Below are 15,403 nucleotides of genomic sequence, written 5' to 3' on the forward strand. Positions count from 1 at the left end.
TTTTCGGCAGCGTTTTCTTCTTCGCGGCGGCGGTTTTTCGCACGGATCTTCTCCTGCTCCTCCGGCGACGCAAACTGCATCGTTTCTTCGGCTTTTTCTATGTTCTCAATGGTGTTTTGCACCATTTCTTGCAGCTTTTCCACATTGTCGCTGCGGTCATCCGGTTTCGGACGCGGCATGAATGCTTCCTCCTTTGCGCGAGTTTCCGGCTATTCGCCCTTCGTTTGGATGACTTGGGCGTGCTGGCCGGACTGGTCTTGCATTTGTTTGCCCTTGTTTCCTCCTGCGGCGCGAGGCTGTGTGCCGATATGGTTCGGCACGAAATGTTTGCGGCTTCCTTTCGGATTGCTCATTGTCTTCGCCTCCTCGCCATCTAGTCTGTCCGCCCGGAGAACCGCTATGCATGGGTCATTCTGCTTTTTTGAGCATCCGCTCTTCCAGCTTTTTCTCGATTTTTTCGAGCGCTTCCCGATCGTTCAACAATTGCCGTTTGTTCTCGCTGATCAGTTCTTGGAGAGTCATTTTGCGGGATCGTCTCATCGCTTCAACCTCCCCTCACTTTTATTGTAATCTTATTCATGCCCAAAAAAGATAAAAATTATGACAACTTTTTGAAAAATAACGAACCACGAAGAAAGCGCCTTTCGCTGCAGCCATCTGCTCAACGAAAAAGCGCTGTTTCCTGCTCGAGCCGCTTCGCCGTCACCGGGCCGACAATTTTTCGCCGAATGACGCCGTTTGGATCGATAATATACGTCGTTGGAATCGTTTGGATTCGATATTGACGAAGCGCTTCGCCGCGCACATCGAGGCCGACTGGAAACACGAGCCTGTTCGCTTTCGCAAACCGCTCAGCGTTGTCCAACGTATCTTGCGTCGTCAAATGAACGGCAAGGAGCGCAACTTCGCGGCCATGCCGCTCGTAAAACTTGGCAAGCTCCGGCATTTCCTTTTTGCATGGCGGGCACCACGACGTCCAAAAGTTGAGGACGACCGCTTTGCCGCGCAGCGCCGACAACTTAACCGACTGGCCCCCAAGCGCCGGCAAGGTCAAGTCGGGAGCCGTCTGATCCACTTCCGGACCGGCTCCGTTTGCTTCATTCGGTTTGTCAGCCGCCATCACATTCCAAAGGCCATAGCCGGCGACAGCCAAGAACAAAAGAACGACTAGCCATTTCCGCACGTTGTCCCCTCCCTACCGGCGCCTCCCGCCGCTCTGTCCACGATTATAGCACATACGTTTGCCATTTGCCAACCATCGTGCTTAAAACGAAAAAACGAGGGGCGCGCCCTCATCATGATCGGATGTTTTTATGATCGTTTTTCATTTTCTCCGCTTCGACTTCTGCGTACGAAGCGAATTCGCTCCTCCATTCGTTAAAGCCGTTTTTCTTCTTCGCGTTGTTGTTTCGTTGGGCATTGGCATTGCCAAGTTTTGTCCGGCCCATGCGTCTCCTCCTCTGCTTCCGTCGGTTCACCTATAGTATCCGCCGGCGGCCAAAAAACTATGCATACAGCGGCTTCAACCGGCGGCCGAAACAATGGAAGAAAAGCGAAACAAACACTAGGTGAAAATCGTTGAAAATCAACAACGCTTCGACCTCATGCGGACCGAAAAAAGAAAACGAAAAGAAAACAACGGTTCCATCCGACAACACCGAGGCGTCGAATGATGTTTCAGCCCGAATCGGAGAAAACTAAGCATCGGATGACGGGTCACCCGTTTCAATCGGGTGGTCCGGATAGGAAATCCAGTCGCTGAAACTGCCGACGTACAGCCGAACGTTGTGATAACCAGCTTCGTGGAGCGCCAACACGTTCGGGCAGGCGGTGACGCCGGAACCACAGTAAACGATCAACGGCTGCCCACGGTCAAAATCGGCAAACCGAGCCGCCTGCTCGACAGCGCTTTTCCAGTAGCCGCCTTCCGTCATTCCGTCTTTCCAAAACCGGTGCACCGCTCCTGGGATGCGGCCGGCTCGGCGGTCGATCGGTTCTTCCAGGCCGGCATATCGCTTCCATTCACGCGAATCAATGAGCACAACCGAGCGATCGCGGACGGCGGCGCGCACATCCTCAACCGTCGCCAGCCATGACCGATCCGGACGCGGCCGAAACGGGCGGGACGCCACAGCAGGGACGACGTTCGTCACCGGATGCCCTTTCTTCTTCCATTCACGATAATTGCCGTCCAATACGTATACGTGGGCATGGCCGAAATAGCGAAGCAGCCACCAGCAACGCGCCGCCATCGCCCCGTCTTGGTCGTCGTAAGCGACAACGGTCACCGTTTCATCGATGCCGGCTCGGCCAAACACGTCCGCCGCTTGCTCGGCCGACGGGAGCGGGTGGCGGCCGCCGTGCTCTCCGACTGGGCCCGACAAGTCGCGTTCCAAGTCCATATACACGGCACCAGGAATATGATCTTCCTGGTAAACGGCCGCTCCTTTCGCAGGATCGCCAAGCCAAAACCGACAATCAAGAATGCGCGTGTTTTCGTCGTGCAAATGGCGAAGGAGCCATTCATGGGAAACAAGCGACGCCATATGTCCTCCCCCTCTTTGTTTTTGCTGACGCCAAACGTTGTTTCTTGATCGGAACGGAAAGCAGCCAATCATCAACAGGACGCCGGCGGCGCCGACACGCTCAGCCAGCGCTCGCCATCGTCACGATCGCTCTTTCCCTTCAAGCCGGCTCACGTACTCGCGCACCATCTCCGGCGTCACGCACCGGCGCGCCGGCACGAGGCCGCTTTTGGCCAGTTCGTTCATCCGCTTCGTCACTTCATTGATCCCATCAACCGTAAACGACTCGCCGCGGCGGCACCGCTCGACCGCTTCGTCGATGAGCCGCTCGCGCTCGGCGTCGAGCATAGCAAATTGCTTCAAGATGGTATGCTGTTTTTGCACATGGGCAGTGATCGCGTGATGCACTTCGCTCAATGGTCCTCGTCCTTTCCTGCTTCTTTTTCCATCAAACGCCGGACGTTCGGTTTCGGCGTCCAACAGTTGAACCGATAGTTCGGTTTCGTCGCATAGCCGAGCCGGCGGCAATACGTGTACAGCCCGTCGGCTCGCTTTTCTATACGGTAGTGGATGCATGTAGCGCAAGCGTGAAACCGGTTCATCAACGCGCCTCCCCGCCGCGGCCCGAAAGAAGGCGGCGAAGCGCCGCTTCGATGCGGGCGAGCGCCTCATGATCCGCCGCTTCGGCGAGCGCGGCAAGCAAGCCCTCCATATAGCTGTCGACTTGTTCCGCGAGAGCGGCCGAAAGTGCGGCGACGGCAGCCTTGTATTGTTCTGCGTACGTCGCCACAAGCCGCTCTTTTTGCTCAGCCAAATAGGCGTCGATCGGCTCGACAAGCGCCGCCTCAATTTCCTCTTTCATCCGCCGCTTTTCGTCGCGCTCAAAAAACGATTTGGCGTTTTTATACAGCGAAAGCGCCTTGGTAAACCGCACCCGGTCTACATCCCCAAGGGCGTTGGCAAACTCCGGCGCCGAAAAGGCAAACGGCTCAGGCGGCGTGAGCGCGAGCGCATCATCGAAACGACGAAGCTCATGGAATAGGCGCGAGAACTGCTCGGCCAGCTGCTTGTGCAAAAACGACTCAACACGCAAGCTCGTCGCCCGCAACTCTTGGGCCAAATCAAAGCCAACCGATGCGAGCAACTCGTCGAGGCAACGCTCAAGCGCCCGACGCGCCGGGCCTTGGTCGTCGCGGAGCACCGCCGGGTTGAACGCCTCCTTAAACACATCGTTGAGGCGGAAAAAGACGCGCTGCTTGACGTAATAGAGCAATTCGTCGACTTCCTGGCGAAGCGCCTGCCGGCCGTAGGCATCATCAATGCCAGCAAGCACGGCGTGCATCTTCGTTTTCACCGCCTCAAGCGCCTGACGTTTCTCCGCTTTTTCCGCTTCGCTTTGCCCAGCGGCGCGCGCGAATTCCTCTGCCGCCCGCCGCGCCCGCTCAAGCTCGGCATATGCGCTCTCGACGGCGACTTCCGCCAGTTCTTCCGTTAAGAAGCGGAAGAAGTCGGTTTCAAAGGCAGACAAGCCGGAGTCCGCCAAGACGCCGCGCGGACCGGGCTCGGCCCCCATTTTTTCCGCCAGCGCCAAGCGGCTTGAGAGCGCATAAAGGCGCGGGAAGCGGATGCCGAAGCGGGCGAGCTCTCCGTTCATATAGGAAATGACGGCCTCAAGCTCCTCTTTCGACTGGGCCAAATCAGCCGCATTGATGACGAAAAACATTTTATCAAGCGCAAACGTGTCTTTCACGCGCCCAAGCTGAAGCAAAAACTCGCGGTCTGCTTTCGAGAACGCATGGTTATAATACGTCACAAACAACAACGCATCAGCATGCTTCATGTAATGAAACGCCACTCCCGTATGGCGGGCGTTAAGTGAATCCACCCCCGGGGTATCGACAAGCGTCACCCCTTGGCAGGTGAGCGGACAGTCGGCGTACAACACGACCTCATCTAAGAAACATGACACCGCTTCGTCAGCGACATACGTCTCGAGTTCTTCCCAACCGATGGAGACGATCTCCCCGAATCGACCGTTCATCCGCTCATAGCCGGCCGCGGCAGCTGCCAAAAAAGCCACATGCGGCTTTTGCGCCGGATGTTCGGCTCCCGATTCGGCCAGGCGGGCGCAAAGGCGGAGCGCTTCATCCCATGTATCCGCCTCATGGCCGCACTGCCGAAGCGACGATTGCACATCCGCCCAAATTTGCAGTTCGCTTTTTACCTTGACCACCGCCGTGCCGTGCGGGTGCTTGTGATCGGGCGGGGCGATTTTGCTGATGGCGGCGGTTGTCGGGTTGGGCGACGATGGCAGAAGCGGGGCGCCGAGCAAGGCGTTCGCCAGCGACGATTTGCCGGCGCTGAAGGCGCCAAACAAGGCGACGGTAAACGATCGCTCGCGAAGCCGACGCGCCTTGTCGCGCAATGGTCCAGCGAAGCGGCCAAGCAGTTCGGACCGTTCAAGCCAAGCCGCCGCCTCCTCAAGCCGCTCGGCCGCCTCTTCGCTCCGCTGTTTTCTGCCGCTTGAAAGCGTCCGAGCTTCGTCCGCTCTTTCGCTCACTCCGAGGCCGGCCGCTTCCTGACCGAGCGCTTGCTCTTTGACGGAAAGATGGCTTGTTTCCGCTGGCTTGGATGCTGCTTGCGGTTTTGCCGTCTCGGCATGACGCGCTTTCCGGAAGACCGGCGGCGCCGTCAACGCGGCGAGACGGTTTTCATCAAGCGATGCAGACTCGCATGGAGCAGCGATCAGCTGCTCGAACGCACGCCGGCGCTCGTCCCGCTCGGCTCTGAGGCGGGCGAGGCGGGCGGCGAGCTCCACTTTTTCGCGCGCCGCCGAAAGCTGTCCGTTCAATGTTTCTGTTTGGGCGGCCGCCCGTTTGGCGATTTGTTCCTTCAGTTCGGCAAACAAGGCGAGCGCCGAGTCACGGTAGCGTTTTTTNGCGGGCGAGGCGGGCGGCGAGCTCCACTTTTTCGCGCGCCGCCGAAAGCTGTCCGTTCAATGTTTCTGTTTGGGCGGCCGCCCGTTTGGCGATTTGTTCCTTCAGTTCGGCAAACAAGGCGAGCGCCGAGTCACGGTAGCGTTTTTTCAGCGCCGCCGCCACCTCATCCGTATAATTTAATAGCGCGGCGCCGCTTGATTCCGCCCCTTGTTTGACGAGGCCGGCAAGCATCGTCTCATCCCACTCCGCCGTCCATTGCTGGCACTCGCTGAACCAATCGTCATCAGCATGCCATTCTTTCCCAAACTGAACAAGGAGCTGGCGGACGTGCCATTCGATCTGCGCCGCCGCTTGCGCTTTGACGCTTTCATAAAACGCCTCAAGCCGCCGCTTGCGCTCTTGCTCCGTTTTTGTCTTCGCGAACAACAAGCCCACTTTGAAATTCGGCTGCATCGCCTGCAAGTACGCCTCAGCCCGCTCCCTCGTCTCAAACGGCATCACGTACGCGTTTTGCAGCACGCGCTCAAGCTCCGAACGGAACGCCTCCTCCGCCCGCGACGGCGCTGTTTGCCAATCGGCAAGCTCCGCCTCAAGGCGATCGAGCTCCGCGATGGCCGCCGCCTCGTCATCGGCGCCGCCAAGCGCCTCGAGGCGCGTCTCAATCGTTTGCTCAAGCAGCTCGTGCCGCGCGCGGAGATGCTCAAGATGGCCGTCCGCGATCCGTTTTAACGCCGACTCGGCGCCGCGGACGAGCCATTCCTCCTTGTCGGCAAACAACCGGCGCAAACAAGCGACAAGCTCATGCCATTCGTTGTGCGGATGTGACGGGTCTTTCAGCGACAAGAAAAACAAACGGGCCGCCTCAACTCCCCAACGCCGGAACGCCTCGGCGGCCGAGGCGCGAAATTCAGCGAACGGCAGCTCGTCGTCGCGATGTTTATCGATTTGGTTGATGATCAAATAAACGGTCTTTCCTTCATCTGTTAATTGCTTCGTAAATTGGAAGTTTAATTCCGCCTGCACATGGTTATAATCCATGACGTAAAAGACGACATCCGCCAAATGAAGCGCTGACTCCGTCGCCAGCCGGTGGGCGTCATCGGTCGAATCGATGCCCGGCGTATCGAGGATCGCGACCCCCGGCGGGATGGCGTCCGTCGTTCGGCTGATTTCAATCCATTCGATCGTCTCCCCGTCCCGGCATTGGGCGCGAATCAAGTCCGGGTCGTACGGCGGTTCATACTCGACCGGCTCATCGCGGTGGAAAAAGACGCGCACATAGTCCGGACCGGCTTTCACTTTGACGAGATTGGCGCTCGTCGGAATCGGGCTGGACGGCAGCATCGGCTCGCCGAGCAACGCGTTGATCAAACTCGATTTGCCGGCGGAAAAATGACCGCAAAACGCGACAATGAGCTCACCGGATGCCGCTTTTTCGATGAGCTGCTTCACTTTGTCCGCATGCTCCTGGTCATCCGCGGACTGAAGCTGATCGTGCATGTCGATCATTTTCGAAAGCCACAGCCGCAATGACGGCCGCTCAATCGCAATATGCCCCATGACCAAAACCCCTTTGTCTCCCTCAATGTCATTTACATTCATTTTACTGCATTTCGCCCCGTTTCCCAATAGAAAAAAAGAAAAATCCTGCCGTAACCCGACAGGATGACATAGAGAAAGAGGCAACGCCCTGCCGCCGCCCGCAGGCGAACGGCGAACAGATGCCATTATAGACGGCTCAAGGGCTGTTTTTTTATTTGTCCGCTGCTTTCAGCTTGCCGCATCTTGCGGATGGCAGCCTCCCCCCTTAACCGGGGCAAAAAACGCGGCCGCTCCCGAAACGCCTCCCGGTAGTCGGTGAGCGCCGCCAGCGCTCTTTCCTCAACCGCGATGCGAATCGACAGCAAAAATGCGTTCAAAAGCGAAAAGACAAGCGCGGTGATCGGCGCTTGAAACAAAAGCGGCAACAGCGCAATCTCTAAGGCGACAACCACATAGTTCGGGTGGCGAAGCCATCGGTACGGCCCTTTTTTCACTACTTGGCCGTTTGGTACGATCAAAATTTTCGTATTCCAAAAACGGCCGAGCGACCCAATTGTCCATACGCGCAGCCCTTGCACGACAAGAAAAAGCGGAAACAAAAGCGGCCAGCGGCGCGACGGGCGCGCGCCCTTTCGAAGCGCCTCAACAGCCAACGACAAAAAGAAACCGACATGCATCAATACGATCAACGGGTAATGGCGAGCGCCGAACTCCCGCGCCCCGAGCGCTTTCACATACTGTTCGTTCCGTTTTGCAAGCCGAAGCTCAATGACGCGCATGCCGGCAACCGCCAAAAACACGAACCAAAACCGCACGATCATCCCCCCATTGAAGCAGCACCATTTCCGCACTAAAGCCCGGGCCGAGAGCGATAAGCAGGCCGTGCCCGGACGAAAGCGGCTGCCGCATCATCTGTTCGAGCACAAAATACACGGTGGCCGACGACATGTTGCCGTAGCGGGCGAGCACGTCTCTAGCGGCTTTTGTCTGTTCCGGACCGAATCCGAACGCCTCCTCGTACGCTTCAATGACTTTCCTCCCGCCCGGGTGGGCGATGAAATGATGAATATCCCCAAGCCCTAACCCATGTTCCTGCAAAAACGACTCGACTTGCGGGCGCAGCCAAGAGCGAACGATCGCCGGAATGTCTTTTGAAAAGATGACAAACAAACCTTCGTCGCGAACATCCCAGCCCATCACGTCTTCCGAGCCGGGCATGAGCACCGAGCGGGCGGCGATGACACGCGGCGCGCCAGCTGTCGGCGCCGCTCCGTCGCCAGCCACAAGCAAGCACGCCACGCCGTCGGAAAAAAGCGACGTACCGATCACATTGCTTTTGGACCAATCATTGAGTTGAAACGTCAAACTGCAAAACTCAACGGCGATCACAAGCGCCTTGGCATTCGGAAACGCCCGGCAATAGTCGGCTGCCCGGGCGAGCCCAGCCGCCCCTCCCGCACAACCGAGCCCCCAAATCGGCACTCTTACGGCATGAGGGGAGAACGGCAATACGTTCATCAGCCGCGCCTCGATGCTCGGCGTCGACAGCCCTGTCGTTGAGATGTAAAACAGCGCATCGATCTCCTCATGCAAAACAGGGCCGGACGAAGCCTTGCGCAAACAGTCATTGACCGCCTCTGCGCTGTAGCGGACGGCACGGTCGATGTACACCCCATTTTTTTCACCGAAACCGCGCGGCGCGCTGTACCAGGCAAGCGGTTGGACAAACGTGCGCGTATGAATGCCGCTGTTGTCAAACGCCTGCAGCAGCCGCTCCGCACGCGCCATTCGACCGGCGAACAGCCCGGCGACATGCTGCTTCACCTCGTCTTGGGCGGCCGTATACGGCATCCTTGCTGTGCCGACAGATAAAAGAACCGGCATACAAACACCTCGGTCTGTTCCTCTTTATTCTATTAGGATGCGCAACAAGCCAAACTATATGCAATGGAAAATATGTTTGTACACCCGTTTTTTCAGGAACAGCGAATGGATTTCTAGTTTTCGCAGCCAAAAAAAGTTATGAAAAGTTGCTGCAATCAAAAAACAGGCGCGGACAAAACCGGCCTGTTTTGGAAGGAACATGATCATCAGCGAGGATGTACAAGTAGGAGAGGTTCGTTATTTATCTCGCTTTTAGCGCGCGGATTTCACTTTCATGCTCGAGCAAGTGCAAAGCGAGGGATTGAAGTACGAGCTCTTGCCGCGCTTGTCCGGCAATGACTTCATTGACTTTTTGTTGCATTTCTGTGAGGGTTTGTTTCATCGCCGAAATTTCATGGAGCGTTTCTAACGTTTCCACGACAGCTTGCCGAATAAACGGCAATTCGGCAACGTCCTCTTTCGTCGCCATCGTTTGTTCCATGCGCCCAATCCGGCTGTCGAGCGCCGCAATGTCGTCTCTGTTAGCCGCCACGGTCTCTTCGAGTTGCCCGATGCGCCCATCCAGCGCTGCGACATCCTCTTTCGTTGCCATCGTCCGCTCGATGGTCCCGATGCGCTCATCCAGCGCTGCGACATCCTCTTTCGTTGCCATCGTCCGCTCGATGGTCCCGATGCGCCCATCCAGCGCTGCGACATCCTCTTTCGTTGCCATCGTCCGCTCGATGGTCCCGATGCGCTCATCCAGCGCTGCGACGTCTTCTCTCGTCGCTGCCACGGTCTGCTCAAGCCGCCCGATGCGATCATTCATCCGGACAACGTCTNTGCGCCCATCCAGCGCTGCGACATCCTCTTTCGTTGCCATCGTCCGCTCGATGGTCCCGATGCGCTCATCCAGCGCTGCGACGTCTTCTCTCGTCGCTGCCACGGTCTGCTCAAGCCGCCCGATGCGATCATTCATCCGGACAACGTCTTCTCTCGTCGCTGCCACGGTCTCTTCGAGTTGCCCGACGCGTCCATTTAACCGCGCAACATCCTCTTTCGTCGCGCTCACCGTTTGTTCAAGCCGATCGATGCGATCATTCACCCGTACAACATCCTGTTTGGTCGCCATCTGATTCCGTATTTGCCGCAGCTCATCGAAAAGGCGCTCCACCCATTCATCCATTGTTTCACCCCCTTTCCTATTCGCTTTCCATTATACCATCATCCCTCCACCAGTTTCTATCATTTTCTCTGCCAATCGACACGCCAATAAAAAAGCCACCCCCATTTCCCGAGCAGTGGCCGGAAAACGAAGATGGCTATAAAAGCGATCAACACCATTATGAAATTTTTTGTTCCTGCAGCGGCAGTGCAGCCGATTTTCTTGCCTTACCGAAATGGAAGACGGCGTTTAAGATGATGGCGGTCATGCTGCCGGCGACGATGCCGCTGTCGGTTAAAATGCGCAAGCCGGTCGGCAGCTCGACAAACAAGTTCGGCACCGCCGTCACCCCAAGCCCCACGCCGACCGAGCAGGCGATGATCAGCAAGTTCTCTTGCACAGTTAGGTCAACTTGGCCTAACATTTTCACACCGTAGGCAATGACCATGCCGAACATCGCGAGCATCGCCCCGCCGACGATGAGCGGAACGACGATCGCCCCGGCGTACATGGCCAATACATGTTGGATGCCGAGCGATCCGACTTGCCACCATTTCATCTTCATCGACTCATCACCTCGTCAGCAAATTGAATGGCGCCACCATCAAGCGATGCGATGCGGGCGAGCGACACAACGCGGAAGCCGCGCGAACGAAGCAGCCGGCCGCCGTCTTGAAACGCTTTTTCAATGACAATGCCGATGCCGACCATATCAGCCCCCGCTTGCTCGATGATCTCCACCATTCCGAGCGCCGCTTGGCCGTTGGCTAAAAAATCATCAATGATCGATAGGCTTAATCTCTTTGCTGCATCGCATTGCCTGTTCAATCGCCGGCGCTTTACATGCCAGCAAAAAGAACATTGGCGGGCTCTGCTGCCGCGAGAGAAAATGACGTCTTCATCATTTTTTCACAAACGTCACCATTTGTTCACACTTCCAGCATCGTTTTTGTGAGAAAAGTCACTGTTGCCCCAGTTTTGTACAGTTATGATAGTGTCAAAGCAGGGAAATTGGCCGTTTGGCGCACCTGCCGAATTGCTGTTATGGGGGATGAATCCAACAAAGAGGAGGGATACGGCATGGCAAAACTGATCACAGCGGCCCGGCAAACGAAAAAGGAAAAAGAGCCGGCGCTCAAAGGCACGCTGGCCTCTGTGTTTCTGCTCGGCTTTTTCATCATTTTTTCTTGGGTCAGCGTCTACTTTTTATTTTTGCACCGCCTGTAAGCGGCAAAGGAGGGAATCGGTATGCACATCCATAAGTATGAAAAAATTTGGCTTGCGTTTGGCATCGGCTGTTTGATCGTTTTTTTGACGGTCGTCGGCGTAAGTGCATTCGCCGCCGGACAGCAGCCGCCGAGCTGCCTGACGACGATCGATCCAGAAAAAGTCGATTCGACCCCGCCGTTTGATCATCCGGGGCTCGTCAAAAAAGGAGACAAGGAATACGAGTTGAACATCGTCGTCGCCGCGTTTTCTTTTACACCGAATGCGATCGAAATTCCAAAAGGAGCGAAAGTGACGATCAACGTCACTTCGAAAGACGTCATCCACGGATTTGAAATCCCGGGAACGAACGTGAACATGATGGTCGAACCCGGTTATGTGAACAGCTTAACAACCACGTTTGACAAACCGGGCGAATATACGATTCTTTGCAACGAGTATTGCGGCGCCGGCCACCATATGATGACGGCGCGCATAAAGGTGGTGGAGTAACATGGCACAACCGTTGGAAAAAGTCGATCGCCGCGATGCGAAACTGGCGCTTGCCCATTTGTTCGTCGCCTTTACCGCCCTCGCGCTCGGGGGGTTCGCCGGCCTATTGCAAACATTAGTCCGTTCCGGCAAGTTTGAGCTCCCGGCTGGGATCAGCTATTACACGATTTTGACGACGCATGGCGTCTTGCTTGGACTCGTGCTGACGACGTTTTTCATTATCGGCTTTCAGTTCGCCGCGGTCAGCCGTACAACCGGGGCGCTCTCAGACGGTTCGCGCCGGACCGGTTGGATCGGTTTTTGGCTGATGACAATCGGAACAGCCATGAGTGCGTTTTTCATCTTAACCGGCAAGGCATCTGTCTTATATACGTTTTACGCGCCGCTGCAAGCGCACGCCGGCTTTTACATCGGCTTGGCGCTTGTCGTCGTCGGCAGCTGGGTGAGCGGCTTTGCGATGTTCGCTCATTATGCCCGCTGGCGGAAAACGCACCGCGGTCAAGTGAGCCCGCTGCTGGCGTTCATGTCAGTGACGAATATGGTGCTATGGCTCGTCTGTTCGCTTGGCGTCGCCGCCACCGTCGTCTTCCAGCTCATTCCGTGGTCGCTTGGGCTCACGGATCGGGTGAACGTGCTCTTGAGCCGGACGCTGTTTTGGTATTTTGGGCATCCGCTCGTCTACTTCTGGCTATTGCCGGCGTATATGGTTTGGTACGCCGTCATTCCGAAAGTGATCGGCGGCAAAATGTTCTCCGATTCACTCGCACGGCTGGCGTTTATCTTGTTTTTGCTGTTTTCGATTCCGGTCGGCTTCCATCACCAATTGCTTGAGCCGGGAATTTCGCCGTTTTGGAAATACGTGCAAGTCGTCTTGACGTTCATGGTCATCATTCCGTCGCTCATGACCGCGTTCGCCATGTTTGCGACGTTTGAATCGTACGGCCGCTCGCAGGGAGCGACCGGCTTGTTCGGCTGGCTGCGGAAACTCCCGTGGAGCGACGCCCGCTTTTTCGCCCCGTTTGTCGGAATGCTGTTTTTTATTCCGGCCGGCACCGGCGGGATTATTAACGCCTCGCACCAACTCAACCAAGTCGTCCATAATACGATTTGGGTGACCGGCCACTTCCATTTAACGGTGGCAACGACTGTCGTCCTAACATTTTTTGGTGCGTCATACTGGCTCATTCCGCATTTGACCGGCCGGGTGATGACGAAAGCGATGAACCGGCTCGCCATCATTCAAACGATCGTTTGGGCGGTTGGGATGACGTTCATGTCCGGCTCGATGCATTTTGCCGGTCTGCTCGGCGCACCGCGACGCTCGGCGTTCTCAACGTACAGCAATTCGCCGCAAGCGCTTGAATGGATTCCGTACCAAATCGCGCAAGCGGTCGGCGGCACCATCTTGTTCATCGGCATTATTTTGATTCTCGTCATCGTGATCAACTTGGCCTTTTTCGCCCCGAAAGGCGAAACGGAGTTTCCGGTCGCCGAGGCAGCTGCTCCGTATGAACGGGCTGCGCTGGCGCTTGAAAACTGGAAGCTTTGGATCGGCCTCGTCGTTGCGCTCATTTTGATCGCCTATACGGTGCCGATCATCGACATCATTCAAAACGCTCCGCCGGGGTCGAAAGGATACAAATTATGGTGAAACAAGAAGGTGTCCCCAAGCGATCGGGACACCTTCCTCTTTATGTGCATAAAACCGAGACACAATAGGACTTTGTCGACAGAAAAACTAAACGAACAGCGTAAGAACGATGTTTGCACTGACGCGCCTGTTTCTATAATCGATAAAGCGCCTTATATTTTTCTTCTAAATATTGAATAAGATAATCGGCTTTCAGCGTTTCGCCCGTCGCATCGCGCACAAGTTCGAGCGGCTTTTTCATTTTTCCAAACTGGTGGATATGAACGGTCAGCCATTCACGGATCGGTGCGATGTTCCCCTCTTCAAGCAGCCCAGCTACATCCAACTCTTTTTCCATCGCTTGCTTGAATTGCGCCGCATACATATAGCCGAGCGCATACGATGGGAAATAGCCGAAGCTGCCGCCGGACCAATGGACGTCCTGCAACACGCCGACCGCATCGTTGTGCGGGCGGATGCCAAGGTATTGTTCATATTTCTCATTCCATACATCCGGCAAGTCGATCGCTTCCAGCTCCCCAGCAAACAGCTGCTTTTCGATTTCATAGCGGATGATAATATGGAGCGGATACGTCAGTTCGTCCGCTTCAATACGAATGAGCGACGGCTTCGCTTCATTGATCGCCCGGTAAAACGCATCAAGCGAAACGTCGGCGAACTGCGTGGGCGCGTATTGCTGCAGGCGCGGGTAATGCCGCTTCCAAAACGCATAGTGGCGTCCGATCATATTTTCAAAAAAGAGCGACTGCGATTCATGAATGCCCATCGACGCCCCGCTTGCAAGCGGAGTGCCGACAAGCGCCTCGGAAATGTGTTGTTCATACAGCGCATGGCCGCATTCATGGATCGTGCCAAACACCGCGGTGCGGAAGTCGCGCTCGTCGTAGCGCGTCGTAATGCGCACATCGTTCGGGTTGAGCCCGATCGCAAATGGATGGACCGTCTCATCAAGTCTCCCCTTGCCAAAATCATAGCCGAGCTCTTTAAGCAACTCAAGCAGAAAAGCGCGCTGCTTTTCTTTTGGAAACGGCGCGAACAAAAAGGACGTGTCCGGCTTGTCGGACGCGGCGGAAATGGCGTGCACAAGCGGGACGATGCGTTCGCGNAGCAGTATTTGAAAAAGCTGGCCGAAAAAGCCGAGCTCTTTAAGCAACTCAAGCAGAAAAGCGCGCTGCTTTTCTTTTGGAAACGGCGCGAACAAAAAGGACGTGTCCGGCTTGTCGGACGCGGCGGAAATGGCGTGCACAAGCGGGACGATGCGTTCGCGCAGGCGGCTGAACAGTTCGTCAAGCAAATCGACGGTCATGCCCGGCTCGTATTGATCGAGCAGCGTATTGTACGGGTGTCCTTCATACCCCCAATAACGGATAAAGCGGCGCTGAAACTCGATGATTTGCTCCAAATACGGGCGAAACCGGGCGAAATCAGCAGCCGCTTTCGCTTCTTCCCAAACGCTTTCCGCTTTGGAACAAAGCACGACAAACTCTTTGTATTCATCCGCTGGAATTTTTTTATTGCGCTCGTATTCTTTTTTGCATTCATCAAGCGTTTTCTTTGTCACGTCATTCAGCTGCTCGTAGACGGCTTTGGGCGACAGCTTGGCGATAAAGGCTGCCATCTCCTCGGATGTCGACATGCGAAACACTTCTTCTGACAGCATGCCGATCACTTCTGATCGCTGCTCGACCCCTTTTTTCGGGGCGCCAGTCCGCAAATCCCAATACATGAGGCCAATCGCTTCGCGGTAGCCCGTCATTTTTTTCACGTATTGCAAAAACTGCGCTTCGATTGGTTTCACTATACTCAGTCCCCCTATGTATTTCATGGCCGTATCATCATTTCCATAACAAGGTGCCATTTTCCTGCTTGCCAGCGAGAAAATGCTATTTTTGTGGAAAATGAAAAAGGGAAGAATATCATTCTTCCCTCACCGCTGTCGGCAACACGTCTTTGATCGCCGCAATGACCCGTTTTTTCGGCATAATTTTTTGATCCTATT

13 protein-coding genes and 6 pseudogenes are annotated in these 15,403 nt (G+C 55.8%); 3 read left to right on the top strand and 16 right to left on the bottom strand.

What is annotated here, in order from left to right:
• The 14 genes and pseudogenes from T260_RS122705 to T260_RS122655 all read right to left on the bottom strand — a co-directional run.
• Positions 1–179, bottom strand: a 179-nt coding sequence (locus T260_RS122705) for a small acid-soluble spore protein Tlp (protein WP_023634566.1), incomplete at its 3' end; no start/stop codon positions are given.
• Between the two features lie 30 nt (positions 180–209).
• On the bottom strand, positions 210–353 hold the full coding sequence (locus T260_RS122700; protein ID WP_011231056.1) for an acid-soluble spore protein N: 144 nt from the start codon (positions 351–353) through the stop codon (positions 210–212).
• Between the two features lie 55 nt (positions 354–408).
• The gene (locus tag T260_RS1000000139205) at positions 409–540 is read right to left on the bottom strand and encodes an FbpB family small basic protein (RefSeq protein WP_011231055.1); all 132 of its coding nucleotides are present in this window, start codon (positions 538–540) and stop codon (positions 409–411) included.
• Between the two features lie 121 nt (positions 541–661).
• Positions 662–1,183, bottom strand: coding sequence for a TlpA family protein disulfide reductase (locus T260_RS122695; RefSeq protein ID WP_011231054.1), 522 nt, complete (start codon positions 1,181–1,183; stop codon positions 662–664).
• Positions 1,184–1,295: 112 nt separating this feature from the next.
• Complete coding sequence (gene ypzF, locus T260_RS1000000140065; protein WP_011231053.1) at positions 1,296–1,448, bottom strand: protein YpzF; 153 nt, start codon at positions 1,446–1,448, stop codon at positions 1,296–1,298.
• A 249-nt stretch (positions 1,449–1,697) separates the two neighbouring features.
• Positions 1,698–2,546, bottom strand: coding sequence for a sulfurtransferase (locus tag T260_RS122690; protein ID WP_023634567.1), 849 nt, complete (start codon positions 2,544–2,546; stop codon positions 1,698–1,700).
• A 120-nt stretch (positions 2,547–2,666) separates the two neighbouring features.
• Positions 2,667–2,942 (bottom strand): YpbS family protein, encoded by a 276-nt coding sequence (locus T260_RS122685; protein ID WP_020279120.1) that lies wholly within the window; start codon positions 2,940–2,942, stop codon positions 2,667–2,669.
• Positions 2,939–3,127 (bottom strand): hypothetical protein, encoded by a 189-nt coding sequence (locus T260_RS122680; RefSeq protein ID WP_013145453.1) that lies wholly within the window; start codon positions 3,125–3,127, stop codon positions 2,939–2,941. The genes T260_RS122685 and T260_RS122680 overlap by 4 nt, the downstream gene beginning before the upstream one ends.
• Positions 3,127–5,331: pseudogene (locus tag T260_RS1000000141085) on the bottom strand (dynamin family protein); the annotation flags it as partial. The gene T260_RS122680 and the pseudogene T260_RS1000000141085, both read right to left, overlap by 1 nt.
• A 127-nt stretch (positions 5,332–5,458) precedes the next feature.
• Positions 5,459–7,024, bottom strand: a pseudogene (locus T260_RS1000000141090) (dynamin family protein); the annotation flags it as partial.
• A gap of 167 nt (positions 7,025–7,191) precedes the next feature.
• Positions 7,192–7,827, bottom strand: coding sequence for an isoprenylcysteine carboxyl methyltransferase family protein (locus tag T260_RS122675; RefSeq protein WP_023634568.1), 636 nt, complete (start codon positions 7,825–7,827; stop codon positions 7,192–7,194).
• Positions 7,772–8,890, bottom strand: a complete 1,119-nt coding sequence (locus T260_RS122670; protein ID WP_023634569.1) for a type III polyketide synthase — start codon at positions 8,888–8,890, stop codon at positions 7,772–7,774. The genes T260_RS122675 and T260_RS122670 overlap by 56 nt, the downstream gene beginning before the upstream one ends.
• Before the next feature lie 1,322 nt (positions 8,891–10,212).
• Positions 10,213–10,515 (bottom strand): annotated as a pseudogene (locus T260_RS122660) (solute carrier family 23 protein); the annotation flags it as partial.
• 80 nt (positions 10,516–10,595) lie between these two features.
• A pseudogene (locus T260_RS122655) lies at positions 10,596–10,820 on the bottom strand (type I phosphoribosyltransferase); the annotation flags it as partial.
• A gap of 294 nt (positions 10,821–11,114) precedes the next feature.
• On the opposite strand from T260_RS122655, the gene T260_RS122650 reads away from it, so the two are divergent.
• The 3 genes from T260_RS122650 to T260_RS122640 are packed head-to-tail and all read left to right on the top strand — an operon-like array spanning position 11,115 to position 13,404.
• The gene (locus tag T260_RS122650) at positions 11,115–11,261 is read left to right on the top strand and encodes a cytochrome c oxidase subunit 2A (RefSeq protein WP_011231044.1); all 147 of its coding nucleotides are present in this window, start codon (positions 11,115–11,117) and stop codon (positions 11,259–11,261) included.
• A 21-nt stretch (positions 11,262–11,282) separates the two neighbouring features.
• On the top strand, positions 11,283–11,753 hold the full coding sequence (locus tag T260_RS122645; protein ID WP_011231043.1) for a cytochrome c oxidase subunit II: 471 nt from the start codon (positions 11,283–11,285) through the stop codon (positions 11,751–11,753).
• A gap of 1 nt (position 11,754) precedes the next feature.
• Positions 11,755–13,404, top strand: coding sequence for a b(o/a)3-type cytochrome-c oxidase subunit 1 (locus tag T260_RS122640; RefSeq protein ID WP_011231042.1), 1,650 nt, complete (start codon positions 11,755–11,757; stop codon positions 13,402–13,404).
• A 133-nt stretch (positions 13,405–13,537) separates the two neighbouring features.
• On the opposite strand, the pseudogene T260_RS1000000141095 reads toward T260_RS122640, so the two are convergent.
• Positions 13,538–14,530, bottom strand: a pseudogene (locus T260_RS1000000141095) (carboxypeptidase M32); the annotation flags it as partial.
• Between the two features lie 18 nt (positions 14,531–14,548).
• Positions 14,549–15,202, bottom strand: a pseudogene (locus T260_RS1000000141100) (carboxypeptidase M32); the annotation flags it as partial.
• Positions 15,203–15,403: the final 201 nt, after the last annotated feature.

Source organism: Geobacillus thermopakistaniensis (assembly GCF_000498995.1).
Classification (GTDB): Bacteria; Bacillota; Bacilli; order Bacillales; family Anoxybacillaceae; genus Geobacillus; species Geobacillus thermoleovorans.